Here is a 26,334-nt window from a genome sequence, read left to right on the forward strand (position 1 = left end):
ATATTGTATTACTTTTGTTTATTTTTGAAAGTGATTTTTCTTACATTTCTTCTACCCTTCCCCGCAAAAATAAAGCGGCGTTCAGCGGCGAATCCTCTTGCTCTGCACGTCAAAAAAAGAATGCCCCGGGTACATAGCCCCGAAGCATTCCCTTTTCCAGCACCCTCGCCAATTTCAGGCTACAGCTTGCGCTCCCGCCTGCGGGCAACGCCCGAAGCGTACGCCGCTTCAATAACCGCCTCTTTGACACGCTCCGCTACATGCGGATTGAAAATGCTCGGAATAATGTAATATTCATTCAGCTCATCCTCGGTAACCACCGCAGCAATCGCCTCGGCGGCAGCCAGCTTCATCTCCTCCGTCACCCGCGAGGCACGGCAGTCCAGCACGCCGCGGAACAAGCCGGGGAAGCATAATACATTATTGATCTGGTTCGGGTAATCCGACCGTCCCGTCGCGATGACGCGCACAAGTCCTTCCACTTCCTCTGGCGTTATTTCCGGTGTTGGATTCGCCATCGCGAACACAATGGCATCCTTCGCCATTTTGCGAACATCCTCCGCCTTCAGCACGCCCGGCCCCGATAAACCGATAAAAATATCTGCGCCCGCAATGACTTCGCTCAGCTTGCCCTGCTCCCGGCTTGGATTCGTATGCTCCGCATACCATCTCCATGCTTCATGCTCGTAGCTGCTGCCAGCGACGAGTGCGCCGTCACGGTCAATCCCGATGATGTTCCGCACACCTGCCGCGAGCAGAATTTTCGTGCATGCAATTCCTGCTGCGCCAACGCCGCATAACACAACCTTGCAATCTGCAAGCTGCTTGCCTGCCAGCTTGACCGCATTAATAAGGCCTGCAAGCAGCACCACCGCTGTGCCATGCTGATCATCGTGGAACACCGGAATGTCCAGTTCCTCAATGAGCCGCCTTTCAATTTCGAAGCAGCGGGGCGACGAAATATCTTCGAGATTAATGCCGCCGAAGGTAGGGGCAATGCGCTTAATCGTCGCAATAATTTCTTCCGTATCCTGTGTATCGAGGCAGATCGGGAAAGCATCGACTCCTGCGAGCTGCTTGAACAGCATCGCCTTGCCCTCCATAACCGGCATCGCCGCGAGCGGCCCGATATTGCCAAGCCCCAATACAGCGGTTCCGTCCGATACGACGGCAATCGTATTTCTTTTTATCGTGAGCGAGTGGGCCCGCTTCGGGTTTTCATGAATCGCCATGCAAATATTGGCTACGCCCGGCGTATATACCCGCGACAGATCATCCCGCGTTTTAATCGTCATTTTTGGCGTTACTTCGATTTTGCCGCCAAGATGCATAAGGAAGGTCTGGTCCGATACTTGAAGCACCTTTACGCCTGGCGACTTATTTAATACGCTTACAATTAGCTCTTTGCGCTGCGTATCCGTAATATTGACCGTCACATCACGAATCGTTGATGTTTTGCTTGTCCCGCTGACGTCAACTGCCACAATGTCGCCGCCCGCTTCACCAATTGCCGTAGCAATACGCCCGAAGGTTGACGTTTCCTTGTCCATTTCCAAACGCAATACGATATTCGTGCTTCCCGTTGCCGGCACTGCCATCCTGACCACACTCCTATGCAAACGCTTGAGCGCTTGCTATTTGCCTTCATGTTAACGGTTACATGAAAACGTGGGAAGCTTTTGGCCATATTGTTGATTTTGGTCATTTTGGTCTTTGCTGCAATACGTAGCGATTGATCGGCCGTCCTACCCCGCCATAGTTGATTTCCAGCAACACATAACCGCTCTTCTCCAAAAAATCCAAATAGCGCCTTGCCGTTACTCTGGCAATGCCGATGCCCTCGGCGGCTTCCTCCGCCGAAACCCCGCCCTCATGGCGATGCATGACCTCAACGATTTGCCGCAATGTGACGGCATTCAGCCCTTTCGGCAGGCTGCTTTGCTGCTCATCCGGCCCAGCAAATGAGGCTTGCCTTGCTGATCTTATTTGTTCTCCTGACCTTAATTGCCCTATATCTTCTGCTCGTTCTGCTCGTTCAACTTGTCCTTGCAATCCGTTTTCCCCACTAAGCAGCATGCGATCCAGCTCATTCTGGGTCACGGCCTTTTCTGCTGCAAGCAAGCTTTCGTGACGGTCGCGGTAACGCTCCAAGGTCTGGCGAATCCGCTCCAGCTTGAAGGGCTTAATAATATAATCCATCGCGCCGCCGAGCGCTCCCCATACATACGCGCAATTTCATGCGGCTCCAAATTGTACATTTGCCGTTTAATGTGGCGGGCAAGCAGCGCTGACCCGAATATGCCAAACAATAAAGCAATCAGCAGCGTAAGCGCAATCGAGCTTTTCTGCTCCTCAATAAGCTTCGCCAGCCCAGGCAGCAGCCCGCCCGCTACGACGACACCTACCTGCTCATGCGTCTCATTCATAATCGGGACATAAGCCCGCAGCGCAACGCCCGCCTCTCCCTTCACCTTGGACATATACGTGTGCTCCGCAAACGCCGCATCCGCATCCGATGAATCAAACTTGCCGCCGATCCTCGCCGCCAATGGATGCGATAGTCTCGTCCGGCTCATATCCAGCACGACGACATAGGCCACATTATTAATAATGCGAATATTGTCCGCGACAGGCGCAATCCAGCTTGCGCTATTCGGTTCATTGATCTGATTTTTAATGGTCGGCAGCTCGGCAACGGTGCGGGCTGTAATGAGCAGCCGCTGTTTAAGCTCGTCCTCCTTCATGCGGGTGACGCTTCCAATGACGACAATGCCGCCGATAAGCAGCGAGAGGAGAACGAGTCCGAATGACAGCAATATCATTTTCCAATAAATTCGCAGACGGCTGAGCATCGTTTCCCCTCCCTATTTGCTTCGTTTACGTTTTTTCTCTATTGTGAAATAATGAGGGTAAAATAGCAACTGCGGCACATGCTGCTAATCTGGCGAACGGGGGGATTGGTCAAACATGAAAACCGCAATCGGTATAATCAGCTTTATTGCTGTAGGCTTGCTGGCGGCCATTTTGTTCGGCTTCCGTCCCGAGGCGACTCGTACCCTGCCCTTTGATGAGGAACAGACGGGACTAAAAGAGCGGATCGTCATTAAATTCAGCCATGTGGTCGCGGAAAATACACCGAAAGGACTGGCGGCAAGCCATTTCGCCAAGCTCGTGAAAGAAAAGACGAATGACGCCGTCGAAATTCAAGTATTTCCGAACGGCATGCTGTATACCGAGGATACCGAGGTCGCGGCACTCAAACGTGGTGATATCCAAATGATCGCGCCGGCCTACTCCAATCTCAGCGTCATTGACCCCGCTTGGCTCATTATGGACCTGCCGTTTGCTTTCGCTGATCAGCATGCCGTCGATTCGGCGCTTGATGGCACATTAGGCGAGCTATTATTTGCCTCAATGGAGCGGCATCATATAAAAGGTGTTGCCTTCTGGAGCAACGGCTTCAAGCAAATGACCGACAGCGTCCGTCCACTGCGGGTACCCGAGGATTTTAAAGGGCTGAATTTTCGCATATTGCCAAGCGATGTGCTGGTCAGCCAGTTTCAGGCACTAGGTGCCACTACTAGTAAAATTCCCTTCAACGAAGTATTTGCAAGCTTAAAAAAAGGCACGGTAGATGGACAGGAAAATACGATTTCCAACATTTTTACGAAGCAGCTTTACCAGACACAGCATTATATGACGATTAGCAATCATGGCTATCTCGGCTATGGTGTCATGTTCAACGAAAGCTTCTGGGACGGGCTCCCCCCGGGCATTCAGGCCGAGCTGCAGAGCGCGCTTGCAGAAACAACCGAGTGGATGAAGCAAAATACAGCAGCCATGCAGGAGCAGCAGCTTCGCCAGCTCAAGCTATTGAAGGATATTGACATCCATACGCTGACGCCGCAGGAGCGGGAGCAATGGGTGCAGGCTTTTCTGCCGATTTATGACCAATACTATGAAATTATCGGGGAACCGCTGATGAAGGAAATCGCGCGACCAAAATAACCAAAACGAACAATATGACCGTATGCTTGTGACGGAGGCTCTCCTTCTTTTACAATGAGGACGCAAACGAAATTAAAGCGTTTTCATTTTGATAAAAGAAAGTGGGGGCCTCCTCATGAAGCTGAAATTCAACCTGAAAAACCTAACCGTCCAAGTCGTGTGTGCTATTGTTGTAGGTATTTTATTCGGCCATTTCTTCCCGGAGTTTGGCGAGAAAATGAAAGTGCTTGCTGATGGCTTCATTAAGCTGATCAAAATGGTTATTGCGCCCATCGTCTTTTTCACCGTCGTAAACGGCATTGCCAATATGGGCGATATGAAAAAAGTCGGCCGCATCGGCGGCAAGGCGCTGCTCTATTTTGAAATTGTGACGACGGTGGCGCTTGCGATCGGTCTCCTCGTCGTCAATATCGTGAAGCCGGGCGCAGGCATTGATGCCAGCAAGGCGAGCGGCGACATTACGAAGTACACCGACGCAGCTGCTCAGTCCAGCCACAGCATGGTTGATTTTATTCTCGGCATTATTCCGGATAACGTCATTTCGGCCATGGCTGGCAGCGACTTGCTGCCGATTCTCCTATTCGCGATTTTGTTCGGCTTGTCGCTTACGGCGATGGGAGAATCGGCAAAGCCGGTTACCCAGCTGTTTGACAAGCTGTCGCATGGCTTTTTCGGCATCGTCAATATGATTATGAAGCTTTCCCCGCTTGCTGCTTTCGGAGCGATGTCCTACACCATCGGCAAGTTCGGCATTGGCTCGCTGACCTCGCTTGGCAAGCTGATGGGCTCCGTCTACATTACGATGGCGCTGTTCATCATCCTTGTGCTCGGCTCGATTGCCCGCTTTTATGGCTTTAGCATTTTCAGCTTTATCCGTTACATCAAGGATGAAATTTTCCTTGTGCTCGGCACTTCGTCCTCCGAATCGGCGCTGCCGCGCATGATGGATAAGCTTGAAAAATACGGCTGCTCCAAGCCGGTCGTTGGACTCGTCGTTCCAACCGGGTACTCGTTCAACCTTGACGGTACGGCGATTTATTTGTCCATGGCTGCGATGTTTGTCGCTCAGGCATCCGGCGTTGAGATGTCGCTTTGGCAGCAAATTACACTGCTTGGCGTACTGATGCTGACGTCCAAGGGAGCGGCTGGCGTCACGGGCTCCGGATTTATTACGCTGGCAGCAACGCTTGCCGCATTCCCAAGCATTCCCGTTGCTGGCATGGCGCTGCTGCTCGGCGTTGACCGCTTCATGTCTGAAGCGCGAGCCATCACGAATCTGATCGGCAACGGCGTCGCAACCGTCGTCGTCGCCAAGATGGAAAATGAATTTCATCCAGGCGGCGCGCCGGAAGCGGCTGTAGACGCGAAAGCCGAGCCTGCTCCTACTGCTGCAAGCACGGGTCTCGCTGGAAATCTCGTTAAGCCTGCTGCGGAGCAGTCTTAAGCTCGGCTCCAGCTAACTTGCTCACAAAGCCTAAAAAAGCGCAGCGTCCTGCCAATACAGGGACACTGCGCTTTTGTCGATAATATTATCAATATTATATTTTGAAACTAATTGAATCATCCATCCCTTCCCCATCTAATTCTTCTGGCTCATCCACTCTCCAATTATTTGCATACAACCAAAAACCTTCAGCCACTTTCTCAAATAGGGCCTCTTGCAATAGGAATTGTTTCAAATTAGCTCCGTCTATTTCCCTTCACCTCTCCTAATGTAATGAAACAATAGCCTTCTCTCCTGATGTTTTCCCTCCATACTTCATTATGCTCTCCACTCACTTTACTCTCCGGACAGAGGTTCCGCTATTCACGCTTTTAACTCGAATTCAGGCCGTAAGCGGACTGGAAATCCGTTATCGCCCCCCTCATCCCGTCAAAATGGCTAAAGGCAGTGTATTAGCGGCTTCTGAGTCCGCAAGCAGAGCCATAACCCATGATTCGGTTAAATTAGCTGCTGCTGTGTCCCCCCAATAGATCCTTGCATGGTTCGTTTAATTAAGAGTTCATGAGAAAGCTAGCCTAAGCTGGCCAGCTCGCTATTTTTCAACCGCCCTGCATAGAATTATCCCTTCCAACCGTGGTATAGTGATAGCAGCAGTGAACAAGCAGGGGGTATTTAAGCATGTCTAGGAAACAAAATGAAGGCGGCAAGCCGCGTAAAGCCGCGCAGGCCAAGCAATTCACGGTCAATGAGCCGTCGGAGCTGCTGGCTTTTTTATTGATCCACTTGGCGAGCATGGGGCGCAATTCGGTAAAATCGGTTTTGGCCCGTGGGCAAGTATCGGTCGATAGGCGCGTACAGACAAAATATAATTTCCCGCTCGAAGTCGGGCAGACGGTTTCCATAAATACGGAAAAAGCGGTAGAAGCGCCGCCGCTTATGGGACTCACCATTTTGCATGAGGACGATGCCATTATCGTCGTACAGAAGGATGCGGGACTGCTGTCGATCGCTTCATCCAAGGATGAGCAGGAGGTTACCGCTTACCGCCAGCTGACGGCGCATGTTCGAACCTTTGATCCGAAAAATCGGATTTTCGTCGTGCATCGCCTGGACCGTGACACCTCGGGTGTCATGATGTTTGCCAAAACCGAGAAGGTGCAGCAAGCGCTCCAAAACAACTGGCAGGAAGCCGTCAAGGAGCGCTCCTATGTAGCGCTTGTAGAAGGCAAAGTACGCAAGCCCGAGGGCACCATTCAATCGTGGCTCAAGGAAAGCAGCACGCTGAAAATGTATTCCAGCTCTCATCCGAATGATGGACAGCATGCCGTAACCCACTACAAGCTGATTCAAGCAAGCGACAGCTTCTCCTTATTGGAAGTGCATCTGGAGACTGGCCGCAAAAATCAGATCCGCGTCCATATGGAGGACATCGGCCATCCGATTACCGGGGATAAAAAATATGGAGCACGGCTCAAGCCTATTGGCAGGCTTGGCCTGCATGCGCGCGTGCTTTCTTTCGAGCATCCGCTGACCGGCAAGCTGCTCCGTTTTGATACGGGTATTCCCAAGCTGTTTCTTAATCCGTTTAAAAATGCTGCTCCAGCCCCGCAGGCTGGCCAAGCACCAAGAAAACAGCGCTAAAGCTGCATGAGCAGCTTTGTGCCTACTATGAAAAAGGGAAGAGAGCATCCGCAGACGCTCCCTTCCCTTTTTGCCATTTGCTTATTCCTATTTATGCTGCGGAAAAGCCAACTAAACGGGATTTACTAACTCAAAAAAACAACCCCGGACTTAGCTCTCTCGTCCAAGGCTGCCTCTGTTTTTTGTTTTTGAAATCAGTCTATTGCTTAATCCTCATCATAACGATCATCGTCATCGTCGTTGTCGTAATCTTTATCCACGGACAGCACTTTTCCCGTTGCTGCGTCAACCTCCACTTCGGCTTTACCGCCAGTGATGCGCAGATCAACCTCGTAAATGATTCTGCCATCGTCACGATCACGCTGAACCTTGACTACTGTTCCTCCAACTTTCGCAACCGCAATAGCGCCAGCCTGTTCAGCCGTCTTTAAGGCTGTCGTTCCCGTGCTGGTTGATGGACTCACAGCTGGCTGATTTACTGTCCCTGCGTTTGACGCTGTTCCCGCTGGTGCTGTCGTCACTTGAGCTCCACGGCGGTCATCCTCTTCCTCATCGCTGTCATAAATGCCTAGCAGCTTGCCGCTGTATGCATCGATATGCACATCGACTTCATCCTTATAGGCTCCGCGCTCGACCTCCACCTCGTAATAGATGCCTGTTTGATTCCGCTCCAGGTCTACACCGTCAATTCGGCCCTCTACATGCTTCAAGGCGATCTTTTTCGCTTCGGCTTTGCCGATCAAGGTTTTTGTATTTGAAGCAGCCGTTGCCGCACCGCCCATTGCGCCGAGCGCCAACGTAACCGATACAACGCCAATCCAGATTTTTTTATTCATCATTATCTTGTTCCTCCCATTTTCAAATGTCTCTCGCTTGTCTCATCCTTACTTTACCTGCGGCAAATGAGATGACCATGACAGCAACATTAGAATTTGATGATAAAAAGCTGAGCTGGCGCTCATTTAAACTCAGTCGTCCTCTTGATCGTCATCGTCCTCATCCCATGTAATCGACATGATGGCTCCCGTTACAGCATGCACCTGTACCGTTGCCTCACGATCATCTGGCGTATCGATTTCAACTAAATAATATCGGCTGCGGTCGGAGCTTTTCAGCTCGATATCCTCCACCTTGCCTTTTACCTCCTTAAGCGCAATCGCTTCGGCTTCGTCTGGAGATATGCCCTGTTTGGCAGGTGACGCCGCTGGCGGCTTTCCTCCTATACCGTTACCGTCTCTCGGCTTCGGACTTGCCTTGGGGCTTGAATTTGGTGCTGGACTTGTGCTTTGCCCTGGGCTCGGATTTGGCGCTGGACTTATGCTTGGCTCCGGGGCTGGCGTTGCCACTGGGCTCTGGCCCGGCGTCGGCTCTGCTGCTTGCTCTGAAGCTGGGGCATCGGTTGGCTGATTTGTTGACGAAACGGGAGGTGTTTCCCCAGCAGCAGGCAGCCCGCCATCTATTAGCTTTATGGAAACGATGCCTCCACCTTTCGCATCAACAGCCACATCATACATGCCCTTTTCAGCCTGCAGCTTAACTTCATAGACGCTGTCGCTGAGCTTAGCGCTAACGATTTTCCCAACGTATTGCTGAAGAACCTGCTCGCTCGCTTGCTCCTCCGTAATGGAAGGCTGGGCGTCAGCAGCAGATTGCCACCATAATCCTCCCGCAATACAGATAATGACCACACAAGCTATCGTTATGCCAAGCATCAGTTTCTTTCGCTTTTGCCGCATCCTCACACCCCATTTATATCAGAAACATGCCTTCCAAGCTCGCTGCTTGAAAGGCATGCTGTATTACAACCTATTATATAACCTGTGGATTAGAATTTGGTGAGAACGAAAACCGCCGACGGTTCAAGTCGGCGCTCTCTAACCTACCCTGCCAAAGCCTAGTCTAGACTAATTACAAATCCAGATCAGTCACCGCGCCTTGCGAAGCGGAGGATACGAGCCGGGCATATTTGCCTAACACGCCTGTTCTTACTTTCAGCGGCGGCTGCACCCACTTCGCAAGCCTTGACTCAAATTCCTCAGCCGAAATTTCCATGTTCATTTCCTGCGTCTCGCTATCGATTGTAATGATATCGCCCTCTTGCAGCAAGCCGATTGGCCCGCCCACTTGAGCCTCAGGCGTGACGTGTCCCACAACAAAGCCATGCGAGCCGCCCGAGAAGCGTCCATCGGTCATAAGCGCCACTTCGCCGCCAAGTCCTTTCCCGCTAATCATCGCGGTAATAGACAGCATTTCCGGCATGCCGGGTCCGCCCTTCGGCCCGACATAACGAACGACGAGCACATCGCCTTTTTTAATCTCATCGCGCGCAATCGCATCGGCAGCCTCCTGCTCGCTGTCGTATACTCGCGCAGGGCCGCTAAAACGCATCTTTTTAAGGCCCGACATTTTAGCGACTGCCCCTTCTGGTGCCAAATTGCCTTTCAACACAACCAAAGGTCCTGTTGGCTTTAATGGCTGATCAAAGGAACGAATGACATCCTGTCCGCTTTCCAGAGGCTCGGCTTCGGCCAAGTTTTCCGCAAGCGTTTTGCCCGTTACGGTCAAGCAGTCTCCGTGCAGCAGCCCTTTCTCAAGCAGCAGCTTCATCACGCCCGGCACACCGCCGATGTTGTTCAAATCCTGCATCACATATTTGCCGCTCGGCTTCAAATCAGCCAAATGGGGAACACGGCTGCGCACCCGTTCAAAATCATCCAGCGTCAGCTTCACACCAGCCGAATGCGCGATCGCCAGCAGGTGAAGCAGCGCATTCGTTGAACCGCCGAGCGCCATGACGACGGTAATCGCATTTTCAAAAGCTTTCAGCGTCATAATGTCGCGGGGGCGAATATTTTTTCTCAGCAGCTCGATTACCGCTTTGCCCGCTTCCGTACATTCCACCGCTTTATTCGGGGCAATGGCTGGCGTAGAGGAGGAGCCAGGGAGCGCCATGCCCATTGCTTCTGCCGCCGAAGCCATCGTATTCGCCGTGTACATTCCGCCGCATGCGCCAGCGCCTGGACAAACACTGCATTCTACCTCATGCAGCTCCTCATCCGTCAGCTGCCCCTCCTGATATTTCCCGACTGCTTCAAAGGCCGTAACGATATCAACATCCTTGCCATGCAGCTTCCCTGGCTGGATCGTGCCGCCATATACATAAACTGACGGAAGGTTCATCCGGCCAATGGCCATGAGGCAAGCCGGGGTATTTTTGTCACAGCCGCCAATCGCCACGAGTCCGTCAAAACGTTCAGCATTCACAACGAGTTCAATGGAATCGGCAATCGTTTCCCGGCTCGGCAGCGAGAACAGCATCCCCTCATGCCCCATGGAAATGCCATCAGACACCGTAATGGTGTTAAAAATAAGCGGAGCCCCGCCATGCTGCTTGATCCCAGCCTTCGCCTCACGCGCCAACTGGTCAATATGAATGTTGCACGGCGTTACTTCGCTCCATGTGCTGGCCACGCCAACCATCGGCTTTTTGAAATCCTCATCCTGAAACCCTACCGCCCGCAGCATCGCCCGGTTCGGCATCCGGTTTACCCCTTCGCTTATATCCTTGCTGCGTCCACGCAAATCTTCCTTCTCGGACATGTTCATCCATCCCCTCATTGTTGGTTAAATAATGGCATAAAGCTCACGCATAGGGCGCAGTAAATTTTGCTTCATCATAGCTGCCGCCCGTTCAGGGTCGCCAGCCTCCATAGCTTCAATAATTGCCTGATGTTCCTCGACTGATACATGCGTCGCCTGAACAGGCTGTTTTAGAAACACATATTTAAAGCGGCGAATATGTACTTGGAGCGAAGCGCTGTAAGAGGCCAGATATTCATTATCTGCGGCTTCCACGATCACATTATGAAACTGCTCGTCGAGTTCCATCGCCTGAAAGGGCTGCCCTTGTTCAATCGCCGCTGAGAACTCGGCATTCAGCTGCCTCAGCTGTTCAATTTGTTCGGGTACAATGACACTGGCAGCCGCCTCTGCTGCTAATGCGTGCAAGGAGGCCAGCGTCGAATACATTTTCAAAATATCGGATTTCTCCAGGCTCTTGACCTTCGTATAGTTGCCCGGATGTACCTCCACGAGCTTCTGCACCTCAAGAATTTGCAAGGCTTCACGGACAGGCGTCCTGCTGACCCCTAAAGCTTCCGCCAGCTCTGCATCGCCAATCTTCTCGCCGGGAAGCAGCGTGCCATCAATTATCCATCGCTGAATTTGAGAAAGTGCTCGTTCTTTCGCTGAAATTTTAATCGGAGTTGTAAAATGGCTCGGAATAGGCATATGCATCTTCCTTTCTTGTATGTAATATATCGCATACATATACGTATATCAATCATTTTTTTATCCATTCCTATATAAAAAAAAGAAAGCAGCCCTCTGGACTGCTTCGGGCTGCTTCAATTATCGTATAGCTGCTATTATCCTGCTTCCGTTCTTTTCAATCTAATCGTCGCCGTCGTTCCGACGCCTTCCTCGCTTGCAAGCGCTAGACTAGCGCCAATAGCTGCGGCGATTTCCTTCGCCAACGCGAGCCCAAGCCCAGCACCGCCAACGTCGTGGCGGCTTCTAGCCTCATCGACCCGATAAAAGCGGTCGAAAACTTTAGACAGCGCGGCCTGTGGAATGCCGATGCCCCGGTCAATGACCCGGATCTCGCTGTAATCGCCGCTCGCGCCAACTTCCAGCGTAATCGCAGCGCTGCTGTATTTTCGTGCATTATCCAGCATAATAAATAGCTATTGGCGCAGCTTATTCGCATCTGCATACCCATAAATGCCCGGCCCTCCGCCTTCCACCCCGATCTCCGAATGCAGCGAATACTCTGCTGCCTCTAAGTCCGCCCCAGCCAGCTTGCCTCCACTGCTGTCGCTGCTTCTGCTGCTTTCATCGCTGGCAAGCCGCACCTGAATATCCCGTCCATACGCCTTCTGGAAGGCTTTGGACGACTCGCTGGCGAGCTGTGCCAGATCAACGCTCTCCATCGTTAAGTTCCATTGCTCCTTGTTGCGGGCCAGCATCAGCAGCTGTTCGGTCATCTCCTTCATTCGCACCGCCTCGGAGTGTATCGCATCGATTGATTCGACGAACAGGTCGGGACGATCCAGCCCCCGGCGCTTCAATAAGCTGGCGTAGCTTTCAATGACCGTAAGCGGCGTTTTTAGCTCATGGGAGGCATTCGAAACAAACTGCTCCTGCTTCTCAAAATTCGTTTCCAGCAAGGCGATCATTTCATTGAAGGTCGCTCCCATTTCTGCAAGCTCATCCTGCGACTTTCCTTCCGGCTGGATTTTGATAAACGTGCCGCTGCGCTGGATCGCCCGCATCGTATGCGTCATATGGGCGATGGGACGCACGATGAGGCTTCCGAGCAGGCGCCCTGATGCGATAACAGGAATCATCGCGATGCCCGTTACCGCCAGCAATACAATTTGCAGCACCTTCAGTTGGTCTGCCGTGTCCTGCACGCTTTCCGTCACCTGAATATTGACGACTGCACCATCCGTCCAAATGACGGGAATCGATACTAGCGCATAGCTATTCCCCTTGAAATCAATGCTTTCACTCCGCTTCTCCTCTGTATAAACGGCTTCCCGCTCGCTAAGCCGCTGCTCGCCTGACGCCGTGACCAGCAGCTTGTCCGTTCCTTCGGCTGTCACCATGCGCAGCATGCCGTTCAGGGGCACATACGCACGCAGCAAATCTGCGGTCGGAACCGTCCCGGCCGACCTCAGCATGCCTTCGGAAATTTTCATAGCCTCCGCCTCTACCCGCTCCATTTGACTCGCAATCGTCAATTTGCTGAACAGCGCATAGACGGACAAATTCATAGCTACGAGCAAAACAGCGAATAAGGCAGAGGAATAAAGATGAATCCGGCTGCGCAGCTTCATTGCGCTTCCTTGAGCACGTAGCCGACTCCGCGCACCGTATGGATCAGTTCGCTGGCAAAGCCAGTATCGACCTTTTTACGCACATAGCGAATATATACATCAACGACGTTCGTGTCGCCGTAGTAGTCGTAGCCCCAGACTGCCTCAACAATTTGCTCGCGTCCCAGCACTTGGCGCTGATGCTTCAGCAGGTAGCTGAGCAAATCAAATTCCCGCGGCGTCAGCTCGATGCTTTTGCCCGAACGAATAACCTCGCGCGTCGTCTCATTCAGCTTTAAATCGCCCGCCAGCAGCCATGTCCCGTCCATTAATTCTGCGCTTCCTGCCTCTGAAGGAATCAAGCGCTGTCTAATCGCCGCCCGAATTCTCGCCAGCAGCTCCTCCATTTGAAAAGGCTTCGTCATATAATCGTTAGCGCCCAGATCAAGCCCAGACACCTTGTCCTCTACGGAGCTTTTAGCCGTCAGCAAAATAACCGGCGTAGCTGCATCGGCCGCCCGGATTCGCCGTAAAATTTCGATGCCGCTAATGCCTGGAAGCATAACGTCAAGCAATACTAGATCCCATTCGCCCGTGCGGTACAGCTCAAGCGCCTGCAAGCCGTCATTCGCCTTGGAGACGCGATAACCTTCCGCTTCCAGCTCAATCTCCAGCACTCGGGCGATTTTTTGCTCATCCTCTACAATTAATATAGACTCATTCATCGCTGTCCCTCCCTGTCTCTCCGCTCCTGCCCACATCCTCAATCCAGCATGTGTGATTACGTTTATATTAGGCTATTTGTGGCAGAGGAAGCAACAACCGAGCCAAGCAGCAATCGCGAATACCCAAATGACAAACTGTTATTCCAATAAATTGGAATACTTCTGTTTCAAATTTCGACAAGACGATTAATAATAGCTACAAGCTTGTATATGATTATGATTATGCGAGGGGGTCCATTTGATGAAGCTCCGCCGTTATTTGGCACAACTTGTAATCGCTATTTCCGTCCTGCCGCCTAAAGGCGACAATACCTACAAAGCACATAAATCGGGCTAATAAATCCAGCTCATACATAGGAAAGCCTGCCTGCGCGAAGCAACTCTGCTATAATGGAAGGAAAACCACATCAAAGGATGATACGATGATTGAAATTTCCAGCTATAGCGTGCAATATATTAAAGACCCTTTCGGCATTTTAACCGGAAAACGCTACGAGTTTATAATCGATATTGAAGCAGCCGAGGACGACGATATTTATTCGCCTAAAGGGCTTTATGTGCGTGCGGTATTTGCCAAGGATGGCGACGAGGCCAAGCTTGCCAAGCACGAAATTATCGAGCGCGAAACCGAGCGCATTTTGGATTTTGAGCTGGAAGACGAGGAAGAGCAGCTTGTGCTTGCCTTCTGCCTGGAGCATTGGCACGAAGCAGACGAATAGAAGGCTGTTGAAAAATAGGGCTGGCCCGCAAGCATATACATCTGCTTGCGAGCCAGCCCTTCGTTTATTACTCTGTTTTTGCAGCCTGAGCTTGCGAGAATAGCGTAGTGAGCCTATAAATGACGACTGTCGCATCTGCACGGTTTGTAGGATCAATCGCGCCGAAGCTGCCGTCCGGCTTGCCTTTCATTAATCCCGCTTGTGCCACAAGCGCTACAGCGTCCTTCGCATAAGCAGCAATGGTCTGACTATCGGTGAACACAGGCACACTGCCAGCAGGCAGTTCCGCCAGCGTCTGGCCTATTGCTTTCCAGCCGCTGGCAAGCATTACCGCCATATCCTGCCGTGTAATCGGCTGGTTCGGCTCGAATAGGCTTCCTTCTCCGCCGTTTCCTTGCGCCAAAAGCGCTGTAATGCCCGCTTTCTCAGCTGCGGCAATATATGGCGCATACCAGGCGCTTGCGGGCACATCTGCAAAGCTTGACTCACCCTCCGGCGCGAGTCCCAGCGTGCCAACGAGCAGCTTGACGAACTCCGCTCTAGTGACCTGCGCCCCCGGCTGGAAGTGCGTCTCATTTTTCCCCGTTACAACGCCCTTGCCATATAAAAAAGCAATTGCCTGCTGCGCTTCCGCATACACGCCGCCCAAATCCGTGAACTCGTAGCTAACGTCATCCTTCAATTCGCCAACGACAATACCCAGCCCATTCGTCGCCATATAGACACGACCATACACTCTTGGATCGCCTGTAATCGCCGTATTTGCGGAGCCAAATTGATGCTGGTCATCGTTGATGCGAACCCAGTTTTTTCCGAGATCCTTCGAGCGGAAAATGCCAAATTTGCCGCCGATCTTGGCGTAGGAATAAAGCGTCATATTCGTTTTTCCCGGAGCTGCCCTGCCAAAACCAATCGTTGCCGCTTCCTCTACGCCTGCAAGCTTCGTAAACGTCTTGCCCGCATCGGTCGAATGCCATAAGCCGTAGGCGCTATCGACCTTTTTGTTATCTTTTGCCCCAGCGATCCAGATGTCGCCCTCTTTGCCCGGCATCGCCTTGAAATTGCTCGTTATCACTTGCGGCAAGCCTGTCGCCTTCGATGCGGTGAACGTCGCTCCGCCATCTTTGCTGACATAGAACACACCAGCGGCGAAGCCGTAGAAAAGCTTCGGATTTACCCGGTCAGCCGACACGCGTGCCTTCTCCGGCAAGCCCTTGGACGCCGTCCACGTTTTTCCTAAATCGGTGGAGAAGCTGACCGGACGTGCTGCCAGCTCATCTGCGCTGCTCGGGCTCCATACGATTGCACCGCCATCTGCGCTTACAGCAGCAAAGCCGCCGCTTGTTTTGTCCTCCTCTGCCGCTGTCCATGCGTTCGCTGCTGGCGTCCACGTTTTGCCGTTATCTGTGGAAACGCCCATTCTAGCTGCTGTCCCTTCTGCATGGCCGACACGCACGACGATATCTGGCTTCAGCTCGGCAAAATCAATATCCGTGCTCGTACCGATATACGGGCTTGTGATCATCTCCGGCGCTTGGTCAAGGCTTTCATGGCGGAAGCCGCCAATATCGCCCATCGCGCTCAGCAATGGCGCCCCTGACGGCGGGCTGATGAGGCCAAGCACAGCTGTTTCTTCAATACCATCTGCCATGACGGTAATATCGACCTTTTTGTCTTTATCAAAATCCGTTAAGTTGCTCGCGCCGAATAACGTTGCGCCCGTGCCGTACATCATATTGTCCGAATTAAACGGATCAATTTCCAGATCGCCAATCATCCAGCCAAGCTTCGGCGCGATTTCGGGAAGCTCTTTTTTCTCGCCCCAGTCCAGCCAAGGAGAATCTGAATATTCAATCGTAAAACGATTTTCCCGATTCGGATTTTTTGAAAAATCGAGCGTCCAGAAAGGCTCCCACGTCGCGCCGCCATTTGTGCTGCGATAAATGACATCATCCGGCCACCACTTGTTCATCGTCGCTACCATTAGCGTATTCGGCTGCCGCGCATCTACAGCCAGTCCGCCATACGGATTGTCCGTATTTCCGGTAGGGCTAATATCGGTCCATACGCCGGTTGCCGTATCCAGCTTCCACACGGCGCCTTTGCCGCCATCATAAGGGCCGACAAATTCATTGTATGTAACGTATAGATGGCCCTTGCCGTCCAGCACCCCATGATGCGGTACAAAGCCTTGCTTCGGCTGCCCCGCTACAGCTTCCCATGTTTCCCCGCCGTCCGTACTGCGGTATATGCTTTGCTCATTGTCAGCCACGCCCACATAAATCGTTTGGGACTTCTTGCCCTTCGAGCCCGTCGCTTGATCGAACGTAATCCAAGCTACGCCAACGATATCGTCAAAATAATCCTTTACGTTGCCGCTCGCTGTAAAGCTGTCTACCTTGCTCCAGGTTTCACCGTAATCCGTACTGCGCCACAAGCCATTGCCGCTGCGCGCTCCGAGATACAAAATCCGATTGTCGTTCGGATCAATGACCAGCCGCTCGCCCATCGAGCGCCCCGGCATATTGCCGCCAAGCTTGAACGGCAGCACCGTGCGCTGCCAGCTGTTTCCTTTGTCAGTTGAGCGCAAAATCATGCCCGGCGTATCTGTCCAATCGTTCGTGTAAGTGCCTACCGCCGCATAAACCCGGTTCGTATCCATAGGGTCCGTTGCGATGCTTTCCACACCCAGCATGCTCCATTCCTCGAAGCCCACAAAATCCAAGAGCTGAATCCAGCTTTGCGTCGCGGGATCAAAGCGATAAGCTCCGCCAATATCTGTCCGCGCGTAAATCAAATCCTTCTCGGAAGGATTATACACAATGCCGGGAACAAAGCCGCCGCCCACGACCTTCGCTCTGCCCCAATCGTAGGCGGGCAGCTGCGTAGCTGGTTTGCTGCCGTTAGTGTCCTCCGCTTGCGCTGCCGCTGCGCTTCCTACTAGCGAAGCCGTTAATGCCGCTGCTGTCAGCAGGCTGCCAAATTTTCGTATAACCAATATAAATTCCACCCTTTCAATTATAAGGTTCCTATTTCTGTAAGCGCAAACATTTGTGAGGATCGAAATTTGCATGCGCTCGCTTCTTTATCTAAACTATTTTACTCTATTTTGGGCCGGTATTTATACCCGTGAACTACCAACCACCTAAGCGGTGGCGGCTTCTTGGTCAATGAAGCTACTGCTCCAAGTTTACCCAAGCTTACAGGCTAGATTCCTAACCCAATAGATGCCATTTACATGGCTAGTTTCAAGAGGTTTTGAGCAGCGTTTACGTCTCTATCATGATGCGTTTGACAGTTTGGGCAGGTCCATTCACGCAAGGCAAGATTTTTCACCTCTGCATGTTTGTGACCGCAACATGAACACAACTGACTGCTTGCATAGTTCTTCGGTGCAATGATCAATTCTCTGCCATACCATGTAGACTTGTATGCAAGCATTGAACGGAACAGGCTCCAAGATACTTCACTTATCGCTTTTGCAAGCTTGTGATTCTGCATCATGTTCTTCAAACGTAAGTCTTCCATCACGATGACTTGGTTATCGTTTATCATTTTGGCAGACGTTTTGTGCAAGAAGTCTTTACGCTGATGGCTAATCTTTTCATGTATCTTGGCCACTTTCAGCCTAGCCTTTTGACGGTTGTGGCTCCCCTTCTTCTTGCGGGATAAGTCCTTTTGCAGCTTAGCTAATCGCTTTTCAGACTTACGCAAGTATGTAGGATTGGCTATGATTTCGCCTTGTGACGTAATCGCAAAGTCTTTCAGTCCAAGATCAATGCCAATCTTCGTTTCCAATTTGGGCAACTGGGCTATCTCCGTTTCAACCAATACGGAAGCATAAAATTTTCCCGTCGGTGTTTTGGAAATCGTGCATGATTTGATAAGCCCCTCGAATGGACGATGCAGCTTGATTTTGATTTTCGTTTTTAGCTTTGGAAGCTTGATGGTTCCCTCTTCAATGGAAATGGTTCCCTTTTGATTATTGGTTGTAAAGCTATGGTGATTCGCCTTCTTGCTCTTGAATTATCCCACTTTCTTATCACGAAAGAAATGCTTATACGCTTTTTCAAGATTCATTTGTGCATTCGCGAGTGCTAGGCTGTCCACTTCCTTCAGCCAGTCGAATTCCTTTTTGTATTGCGCTGGTGTATTTTTGAGTATCGTTTCCGTTTGCTTGTAATGTTCAATCTTATCTGCAAGCATTCTGTTGTAAATAAAGCGGACACAGCCGAATACTTTAGCTAAATATTGTTGTTGATCTTGATTAGGGTAGATACGGTATTTGTAGGCTCTCAGCAATTCCGATCATCCCTTCATGCCTTGATTTTCAATGTATGTGTTGATGACATCTATTGGCGCTCCACCTGTTGTAAGCAAGCAATAGGAACGTGACCAAAAATGCTCTTTCCATAGCGATTCTCGGAGGATAGGAAATTCCTTCTTGATCAGCCTGGAGGATGCACTCTTATAAGCGTTGAGAAATTTGGAAATGTCGGTATTGGGATGCGTCTTCATGAGAACGTGGACATGATCTTTGTCAGGCTTTCATTCCTGCAAAGTCACCTTGTAAGTAGGCTGAATGTTTTCAAATATCTCCTTTAGACGTTCGGATATTTCATCGCTAATGACTTCCCTACGATACTTGATGGCTAGAATCAGGTAATAATGGAGCAAAAACACTGAATGGTTATTGGAGTCTAACTTCATTGATAACACAACCTTTTATGGTATACGACTGAATACTGCAATTATAGTATTTTAAGTTTTAAGGGTCAATGTAAATCAGACCGTTGCCATTCATCCCCCACTTTAGAAGAGGGAGAATTCTGACAACTAACGGTTAAAATTGGTCTTTATATCATGGTAAAATCGGAGGGATATTAGGATAGATTGCACATCGATAGGGTCAGGCGCGATGGCCGCTGCTGCGAGAAAGACCCCGCTTACGGCCTCTGTTGTTTTCCGATTTCTCTATTATTCCTCGCTGAGGAGGAACTCCGACAACAATAGTCCATGCTTAAGATGATGCTATCCTCCGGAACGCTTTAGCCGGCGCTGGGCATATGCTTACGAGGCGGCTTTCCTTCGGAAAGCTTAGCTCCTCCAGCTCCAACCTTTCTCTCCGCTGCTCCCCTGCACCTTCCCTCTCTCTCCGTTGAACTACAATATAGAAAAAAGAAAAAACCATCCGTCAGTAAAATAAACCTACTGACGGACAGTCTCTCCCTCTTAAACCTTCAGAAGGTTACGCTGTTAGACTCTATCTACTTTTCACTTTATGCTCTACCATATCTGCTAATCTACTAATCTACTAATTTAGATTTTTAGGGCGTGTATGCAAACATAAGCAAGCCAAATCCTGATCGAATTTAGCGTCAAATGCTTTCCCTCTCCTCCTGGTACTATCCCCCGCATGAATGTGAGCATATGTACCGAAAGGAAGTCTCACGATTTTCACTTCAGTGGTTTACTCCCACACAAAGTTAAACTTGGCGGACACAGCTGCCGCTATTTCAACAGAATCAATGGTTTTGGCACAGGCTGCGGACTCAGAAGCCGCTAATGCGCTTCCTTTAGCCATTTTAACGGGCTCAAGGAGGACAATAACGGTTTTCCAGTCCGCTTACGCCCCAAAATCAATTCAAAATCCAAAATAACGGAAACTCAGTCCTCCAAAAAAGAGAGCGCCAAGAACGGTATGCTCTTAGCGACATTTGCGTGCTCCGGCTTGCATACACACCCCAGAGCTTGCAGCTCTTGCAGCTCTTGCAGCTCTTGCAGCTCTTGCAACGCTTCTTCCCATCTCTGCCCCTAGACCGTCAACTCCGGAGCAGCAAGGTACATCCGGGTTGACGAGCAGTGGGCTTCACAGATTTAGAAGCCCTTAGCCTGCTACTGGAGCAGGTGAGATTAGCGCTTTGATCTTTTCCAAATCCCAATCCGTAACGGCGGTGTAGACGCCGTCGCTGCCGATTTCCACTACTGGAACGTGGCGGATGCCGTATTTGGCTTCAAGGATGTCGCGCAAATAATCTTTGCCTTCAATATCAATATTTTCATAGGGCTGGTTGTTTTGCTCCAAAAATTGTTTAACTGTGCCACAATACTGGCAGCCTGTTTTACTCCATACAATGACCTTTTTTGCTGCGGACATGGTTATACCCTCCTTTATAAATATCAACCTATTATCAAGCTAATACATAGTGGCAAGCGGCATAATGCTCGCTGCCAATGAGCTGCAGTTCGGGCTCCGCCTCCCTGCAGCGCTCCGTTGCCATCGGGCAGCGCGTATGAAAACGGCAGCCGGACGGCGGATTGGCCGGAGAAGGGATTTCTCCTTCAATCGCGCGAAATGTTCGTGTTCGCCCGGGGCCGGGCTGGGGAATGGAAGCAATTAACCCTTGCGTATACGGATGCGCTGGACGGAGAAACAGCTCTTCGCTGGGCGCAATTTCGACCAGCTTGCCCAAATACATGACACCGATCCGGTCGGAAATATGTCTGACGATATTCAGCCCATGGGCGATAAACAAATAGGTCAGATTCATTTTTTGCTGCAAATGCTGCATGAGATTGACGATCTGCGCCTGAACTGACACATCAAGCGCCGATACCGCTTCATCTGCGAGAATAAAGCTTGGATTAAGCGCGATGGCGCGGGCAATGCCAATACGCTGGCGCTGCCCGCCGGAAAATTCATGCGGATAACGGCTGTACCAGTCTGCCTTCAGTCCGACTAGCTCCATCAGCTCCTCTACGCGTGCTTTTCTTTCCTTGCTGCCAGACTTGTCATGGACGCGCAGCGGCTCGCCGATAATGTCGCCGATACGCCAGCGCGGATTAACCGAGCCATACGGGTCCTGAAAAACAATTTGCATATTGCGCCGCGCCTGTCGCAGCTCCGAGCTGCTTTGCCCGGTCAGCTCCCTGCCCTGAAACTTAACGCTGCCAGCTGTCGCCTGCTCCAATTGCAAAATCACCCGACCAAGCGTCGATTTGCCGCTTCCAGACTCCCCAACGAGGCCAAAGGTTTCCCCTTTTTTAATGGAAAACGTAACATTATCCACCGCTCTGATCTGCGGGCCCGAACGATGCAGCAAACCTCTCTGAATCGGATAAAATTTGCTTAGTCCGCTAATCTCGAACAGATTTCCGCCTTGCTGACCAGCTTCATGGGGAGACCCTAGCGGAGACTCTATTCCAAGGGCATCTGTCAGCTTTACTGCGCTAGTGCTTGTGCTTGTGCTAGTGCTTGCGCTAGTGCTTGTTCCGGCAGCCCACTCCGCGGATTGAACGAGCTGCTCGGCATGCCAGCATGCGGTCAGTCGCTTGCCAAGCGCGAGCAGCGGCGGGCTTTCGCTGCGGCATCTATCCGCCCTATAAGAACAGCGCGGGTGAAAACGGCAGCCGGACGGCAGCTCTGATAAGCTCGGGATAGAGCCCTCGATAGAATGAAGCTTGGTGCTGCGGTCGCTGTCCATCGTCGTAATCGATTGCAGCAGTCCTCTCGTATAAGGATGATAAGGCTGACCGAACAGCTCCGCCGCCGTCGCTTGCTCAACAACCTGCCCGGCATACATGACGATAATGCGATCCGCCATCTCGGCGGCAATGCCCATATCATGGGTCACTAGCAAAATCCCCATATTAAATTCTTCCTTAAGCTCTTGCAGCAAATGGAGAATTTGCGCCTGAATCGTCACATCCAGAGCCGTCGTTGGCTCATCCGCTATAAGCAGCTCTGGACCGCAAGCGAGCGCCATTGCGATCATAGCCCGCTGCAACATGCCTCCCGACAGCTCGCCAGGATACTGCTTCATCCGCGCCTCCGGCTCAGGAATGCCGACGCGGCGCAGCAAATGGACAGCCCGCTCCCATGCCGCATTCTTTTTGCCGCGCTTATGGCGCTCGATGACCTCGGTAATTTGGCTCCCGATTGTAAAAATCGGATCAAACGCCGCCATCGGCTCTTGAAAAACCATCGCCATCCGCTTGCCCCGCAGCGCGCGCAGCTCCTTCTCCGGCATCGCGACGAGATCCGCATCTCCCAGCCGCATGCTGCCTCCGGCAATAACGCCGTTCTCATAGTCGATCAGGCGCATAATGGCTTTGGAGGTAATCGTTTTGCCGCTGCCGGATTCGCCAACGAGACATACCGTTTCTCCAGGCGCAATATGGAGCGAAACGTCCGTAATAGCTCTAAGCAAGCCCCGTTTCGTCTTAAAATCAACCGTCAGATGCTCCATCGTGAGCAATTGGCTCATTTGCGCTGCCTCCTTCCGCCTTCCTTCTATCAAGCCCGGCGTCTATGCTGTCTTATATTGTCTTATGCTCTGCTTTGCTTTGGATCTAATTGATCGCGAACCTTGTCACCCAATAGGTTGATGGAGAGAACAAACAGCGTAATCGCAAGGCCTGGGAAGGTGCAAATCCACCAGGCTACGGTCAAATAGCCGCGGCCCTGAGAGAGCAGCGCTCCCCAGTCTGGAATTTCTTTTATCGTGCCAAGTCCTAGAAAGTTAAGGCCTGCTCCGGTCAAAATCGCCGTGCCAATGCCGATTGCCGCCATGACAAACATCGGCGATAAAGAATTCGGCAGCACATGCCGTACAAAGATCGATAGGCTGGATGTGCCAATAGAGCAGGATGCAGTAATAAAGGGCCTTCCTTTAATGCTCATGATTTGCCCGCGCATTACCCGCGCGTATCCGGGTATTGATGCCGCCGCTACAGCAAGCACAACATTCATTAGGCTTGGCCCAAGTGCCGCTGCAATCGCAAGCGCGAGCAGCACGCCGGGAATCGTCATCAGCACGTCGATCAGCCGCATAAATACAGCATCTACTACGCCGCCAATGTATCCCGCTATCGCTCCAATCGCTCCGCCCGTCACACAGCCGACAAGCACCGATATGAAACCGATCAGCAAGGAATCCCGGCTGCCATGCACAACAACGCTGAAAACGTCACGTCCAAAATAATCAGTTCCGAACACATGCTGAAGGCTTGGTGGCTGCATAATTTGCTCCGTATCCATCAACGTAGGCGAATAGGGAGCAATCAAGCTCGGAAATAAAGCACAGCTGATAATAAACAACACGACCACCGCTGCGGTATAAATCAGTAGATCCGTAGGTGCCAGCCTTCTATTTTTGCGAGATTTGGCAGCACCTTCTGCCCTGCTCCCTTGCCATATCTGTTTGCCAATGACGGCTTGCTTCATTTGAATCTTTTGCCCCTTTCTACCTTCGCTATCCGGTACGCCTTACGCGCGGATCGATCAACGTATAGGAAATGTCCACAAGCAAATTCACAACAATATACACGATCGCCGAGAAAAAAATGACGCCCTGCACGACCGGCAAATCCTTTGCCATAATTGCATCGGCAATAATTCGCCCAATGCCTTGGCGCGAGAACACCGTCTCAATGACCACCGTCCCCGCCATCAAATCGCCAATAATAACGCCGACCATCGTCAATGCCGGAATCAGCGCATTTCGCAGCGCATGCTTATACATGATGAGCCGTCCCGGCAGTCCCTTCGCCCGAAGCGTGACGATAAATGGCTCATTAATGACTTCAAGCATGCTATTGCGAACCATCCGCACGATAAAGCCAGAGCCAACGAAGCCCAGCGTCATGGCGGGCAGCACCAGCGTGCTGAAGCCATCCGAGCCCATGGCCGGAAACCAGCCCAGCTGTACTGAAAAAATAAGAATAAGCAAAATGCCCGACCAAAATGTCGGCATCGAAATGCCGAACAAACCAACCATTCGCGCGACGATGTCAACCCAGCGATTGCGATGAATCGCCGACAGCACGCCTAGCGTGACGCCGATAACGACGGCAATGAGCGAGCTTAACGCCGTCAAAGCGAGCGTGGCGGGAAAATGCTCGACGATCTTCGGCAATACCGGCTCCGAATTAACGATCGATTTGCCAAAGTCGCCCTGCAGCACATGCAGAAAATATTCTCCGAACCGCTCATAGAACGGTTGGTTCAGCCCCAGCTGCTCCCGCAAATTAGCAATCATCTCCGGTGTGGCGGAAGACGGATCAAGAATAAGGAGCGCAGGGTCGCCAGGCAGCACATTGACGATACAAAAGACGAGCACCATCGTGCCGACAAGCACCAGCAAGGACGTATAAAGCCGAACGCTTACCGCTTTTAACATACCGCATCTCCGCTCCTTTCCAGCTTTTATACTTAAATTACGATATGCTTACTCGGTTATATACACATCATTAAAAATCGGATAGCCCAGCGAGTCAAAAGCTAATCCTTGCACCTTTTTCGAGGCAGCTACTGTATAAGGGAATACATAAATCGGAATAATGGCAGCCTTATTGATGATGAGCTGCTGTGCTTCCTTATAGATCGCTTCACGCTTCGTCTGGTCCTGCTGGATCGCCCCATCCTCAAGCAGCTTATCCAGCTCGGGATCGGATAAATTCGGCAGGTTTTGGCGTGCCCCCGGAGCTGTTGTGTGATAGATAGAATAAAGCGCGTTAGGATCAGAGTTCACCTGGCTATTGCCGTACAGATCATAGTTATTGTTCGCGTAAACGACGGTTGCGACGTCCTTCGTAATTTCCACGTCTACCTGAATGCCCAGCGACTTAAGCTGCTGCTGCACGATTGCCGCAATATCATTGCGTTTCTCGCGGTTCGGCGAGCCATCGACATAATGGAGCGTCAGCTTTTTCCCGTCCTTTTCCCTGATGCCATCTGCCCCTGCTTTCCAGCCCAGCTCGTCAAGCAGCTGCTTCGCTTTCTCGATATCCGGCTTTACGCCGCCTTCAAGCGAAGCGTCATAGCCGAAAATGCCTGGTGAAAGCGGCGACCATGCCTGCTCATACGTTCCGAGATACAGCGTTTTGACGATCGCCTCGACATTGATGCCGAGCTGCAGCGCCTGCCGAGCCTTAAGCTCATTCCAAGGTGCTTTGCTATGATTGATGAATAGCGTATACGGCAGGCCAACGGTGTTAGCTTGATATAGCTGGCTGTTCGGATCGTTTTTCAAGGAGAGTATATTTTGCGGGGGTACTGTCTCAGCGGCAAGCACCTGCCCGCTTTGGACGCTTCCGATCCGCGTAGCTTCCTCAGGCACAATTTTGAATATGATTTTATCCAAATTCGGCGCGCCCTGCTGGCTGACCGTTTCTGGCGCCCAGTTATAATCGGGGTTTTTCTCCACGACGATTTCCGCATTTTCATCCCATTTTACAAACTTGAATGGCCCTGTTCCGACGGGATGCTTGGTGAATTGATCGCCATCCTTCTTCGCCGCCGTCGGCGACACGATGCTGAGCAGCGCTTGGCTTACATTCCCCAAGAACGCCTGCGACGGCTCAGATAGGTTCAATTTGACCGTATACTCATCAATGACCTCAGACGATTCATAAGGCCTAACGAGCGCTAAAGCATTCGCAGCTTTGGTCTCCGGGTCGATGATCCGGTCAAAGCTATATTTTACCGCTTCAGCGTTGAAAGGTGTGCCATCGTGAAACTTAACGTCCTGGCGAAGCTTGAACGTATACGATTTTCCATCCTCCGAAATCGACCATTCCGTTGCCAGCCAAGGCTTAATTTCTCCGCCCGGAAGCTGGACGACCAGTGTGTCGTAGAGCGTACGGATGACCCTGACTGCAACGGCAAGGCCGCTGCGATGCGGATCAAGCTGATCGGGAGAGGTGGCGAGCGCATAGCTTAGTTCGCCGCCTTGAGCAGGTGCGCTGCTCTGCTCTGCCGAAGACGCAGGGGCGGCACCAGAGCTGTTCCCGCCCGTATTCGCGCTGCTCCTGCCTCCACCTCCGCTGCATCCTGCAAGTACAAGGGTAACCGCTAGGGCGAGGCTGGTCACTTTCATCCAAACGGCTGGTTTGCTGTATGCCTTGCTCATATCCCT

18 protein-coding genes and 3 pseudogenes are annotated in these 26,334 nt (G+C 51.5%); 4 read left to right on the forward strand and 17 right to left on the reverse strand.

From position 1 onward, the window contains the following. Positions 1-179: 179 nt before the first annotated feature. The 3 genes from ABEW34_RS11995 to ABEW34_RS12005 all read right to left on the reverse strand — a co-directional run bounded on the left by ABEW34_RS11995 (position 180) and on the right by ABEW34_RS12005 (position 2,852). The gene (locus ABEW34_RS11995) at positions 180-1,598 is read right to left on the reverse strand and encodes an NAD-dependent malic enzyme (protein WP_430158754.1); all 1,419 of its coding nucleotides are present in this window, start codon (positions 1,596-1,598) and stop codon (positions 180-182) included. A 103-nt stretch (positions 1,599-1,701) separates the two neighbouring features. Further along, the gene (locus ABEW34_RS12000; RefSeq protein WP_430158757.1) at positions 1,702-2,100 is read right to left on the reverse strand and encodes a DeoR family transcriptional regulator; all 399 of its coding nucleotides are present in this window, start codon (positions 2,098-2,100) and stop codon (positions 1,702-1,704) included. Next, complete coding sequence (locus tag ABEW34_RS12005) at positions 2,097-2,852, reverse strand: hypothetical protein (protein WP_430158761.1); 756 nt, start codon at positions 2,850-2,852, stop codon at positions 2,097-2,099. Before ABEW34_RS12005 ends, ABEW34_RS12000 begins: the two co-directional genes overlap by 4 nt. Positions 2,853-2,967: 115 nt before the next feature. On the opposite strand from ABEW34_RS12005, the gene ABEW34_RS12010 reads away from it, so the two are divergent. The 3 genes from ABEW34_RS12010 to ABEW34_RS12020 all read left to right on the forward strand — a co-directional run bounded on the left by ABEW34_RS12010 (position 2,968) and on the right by ABEW34_RS12020 (position 7,093). Beyond that, entirely contained in the window at positions 2,968-4,008 is a 1,041-nt protein-coding gene (locus ABEW34_RS12010) for a DctP family TRAP transporter solute-binding subunit (RefSeq protein ID WP_430158762.1), read from the forward strand. Positions 4,009-4,123: 115 nt separating this feature from the next. Next, complete coding sequence (locus tag ABEW34_RS12015; RefSeq protein WP_430158764.1) at positions 4,124-5,452, forward strand: dicarboxylate/amino acid:cation symporter; 1,329 nt, start codon at positions 4,124-4,126, stop codon at positions 5,450-5,452. Between the two features lie 678 nt (positions 5,453-6,130). Further along, entirely contained in the window at positions 6,131-7,093 is a 963-nt protein-coding gene (locus ABEW34_RS12020; RefSeq protein ID WP_430158767.1) for an RluA family pseudouridine synthase, read from the forward strand. 206 nt (positions 7,094-7,299) lie between these two features. Here the strand turns inward: ABEW34_RS12020 and ABEW34_RS12025 are convergent, their stop codons facing one another. The 6 genes and pseudogenes from ABEW34_RS12025 to ABEW34_RS12050 all read right to left on the reverse strand — a co-directional run bounded on the left by ABEW34_RS12025 (position 7,300) and on the right by ABEW34_RS12050 (position 13,697). Further along, the gene (locus ABEW34_RS12025; protein ID WP_430158770.1) at positions 7,300-7,932 is read right to left on the reverse strand and encodes a PepSY domain-containing protein; all 633 of its coding nucleotides are present in this window, start codon (positions 7,930-7,932) and stop codon (positions 7,300-7,302) included. 129 nt (positions 7,933-8,061) lie between these two features. Beyond that, positions 8,062-8,829, reverse strand: coding sequence for a PepSY domain-containing protein (locus tag ABEW34_RS12030; protein ID WP_430158773.1), 768 nt, complete (start codon positions 8,827-8,829; stop codon positions 8,062-8,064). Between the two features lie 172 nt (positions 8,830-9,001). Beyond that, entirely contained in the window at positions 9,002-10,693 is a 1,692-nt protein-coding gene (gene ilvD, locus ABEW34_RS12035; RefSeq protein ID WP_430158776.1) for a dihydroxy-acid dehydratase, read from the reverse strand. A gap of 24 nt (positions 10,694-10,717) precedes the next feature. After that, positions 10,718-11,383: a GntR family transcriptional regulator gene (locus ABEW34_RS12040; protein WP_430158779.1), complete on the reverse strand. Its 666-nt coding sequence runs from the start codon at positions 11,381-11,383 to the stop codon at positions 10,718-10,720. A 137-nt stretch (positions 11,384-11,520) separates the two neighbouring features. Then, positions 11,521-12,993 (reverse strand): annotated as a pseudogene (locus tag ABEW34_RS12045) (sensor histidine kinase). Then, the gene (locus ABEW34_RS12050; RefSeq protein ID WP_430158782.1) at positions 12,990-13,697 is read right to left on the reverse strand and encodes a response regulator transcription factor; all 708 of its coding nucleotides are present in this window, start codon (positions 13,695-13,697) and stop codon (positions 12,990-12,992) included. The pseudogene ABEW34_RS12045 and the gene ABEW34_RS12050 overlap by 4 nt, the downstream one beginning before the upstream one ends. Positions 13,698-14,119: 422 nt before the next feature. Between ABEW34_RS12050 and ABEW34_RS12055 the strand changes: the two genes are divergently transcribed. Further along, complete coding sequence (locus ABEW34_RS12055) at positions 14,120-14,416, forward strand: DUF6509 family protein (protein ID WP_430158784.1); 297 nt, start codon at positions 14,120-14,122, stop codon at positions 14,414-14,416. Between the two features lie 67 nt (positions 14,417-14,483). On the opposite strand, the gene ABEW34_RS12060 is transcribed toward ABEW34_RS12055, so the two are convergent. The 8 genes and pseudogenes from ABEW34_RS12060 to ABEW34_RS12095 form a co-directional block, all read right to left on the reverse strand. Next, positions 14,484-17,414, reverse strand: a complete 2,931-nt coding sequence (locus ABEW34_RS12060) for an S-layer homology domain-containing protein (RefSeq protein WP_430158787.1) — start codon at positions 17,412-17,414, stop codon at positions 14,484-14,486. Positions 17,415-17,650: 236 nt separating this feature from the next. After that, positions 17,651-18,718 (reverse strand): annotated as a pseudogene (gene tnpB, locus ABEW34_RS12065) (IS200/IS605 family element RNA-guided endonuclease TnpB). 6 nt (positions 18,719-18,724) lie between these two features. After that, positions 18,725-19,126 (reverse strand): annotated as a pseudogene (gene tnpA, locus ABEW34_RS12070) (IS200/IS605 family transposase). A gap of 1,177 nt (positions 19,127-20,303) precedes the next feature. Then, positions 20,304-20,573 carry a glutaredoxin family protein gene (locus ABEW34_RS12075; RefSeq protein WP_046229811.1) on the reverse strand — a complete coding sequence of 90 codons (270 nt, stop codon included), beginning with the start codon at positions 20,571-20,573 and terminating at the stop codon, positions 20,304-20,306. A 34-nt stretch (positions 20,574-20,607) separates the two neighbouring features. After that, the gene (locus tag ABEW34_RS12080; protein WP_430158791.1) at positions 20,608-22,716 is read right to left on the reverse strand and encodes a dipeptide ABC transporter ATP-binding protein; all 2,109 of its coding nucleotides are present in this window, start codon (positions 22,714-22,716) and stop codon (positions 20,608-20,610) included. Positions 22,717-22,745: 29 nt separating this feature from the next. Next, positions 22,746-23,642, reverse strand: a complete 897-nt coding sequence (locus tag ABEW34_RS12085) for an ABC transporter permease (RefSeq protein ID WP_430158794.1) — start codon at positions 23,640-23,642, stop codon at positions 22,746-22,748. A gap of 28 nt (positions 23,643-23,670) precedes the next feature. Next, complete coding sequence (locus tag ABEW34_RS12090) at positions 23,671-24,597, reverse strand: ABC transporter permease (RefSeq protein ID WP_430158797.1); 927 nt, start codon at positions 24,595-24,597, stop codon at positions 23,671-23,673. A 48-nt stretch (positions 24,598-24,645) separates the two neighbouring features. After that, a complete protein-coding gene (locus tag ABEW34_RS12095; protein WP_430158800.1) occupies positions 24,646-26,328 on the reverse strand; it encodes an ABC transporter substrate-binding protein in 1,683 nt (560 codons plus the stop codon). Between the last annotated feature and the right edge of the window lie 6 nt (positions 26,329-26,334).

This window comes from Paenibacillus algorifonticola (assembly GCF_050481745.1).
Lineage (GTDB): Bacteria > Bacillota > Bacilli > Paenibacillales > Paenibacillaceae > Pristimantibacillus > Pristimantibacillus algorifonticola_A.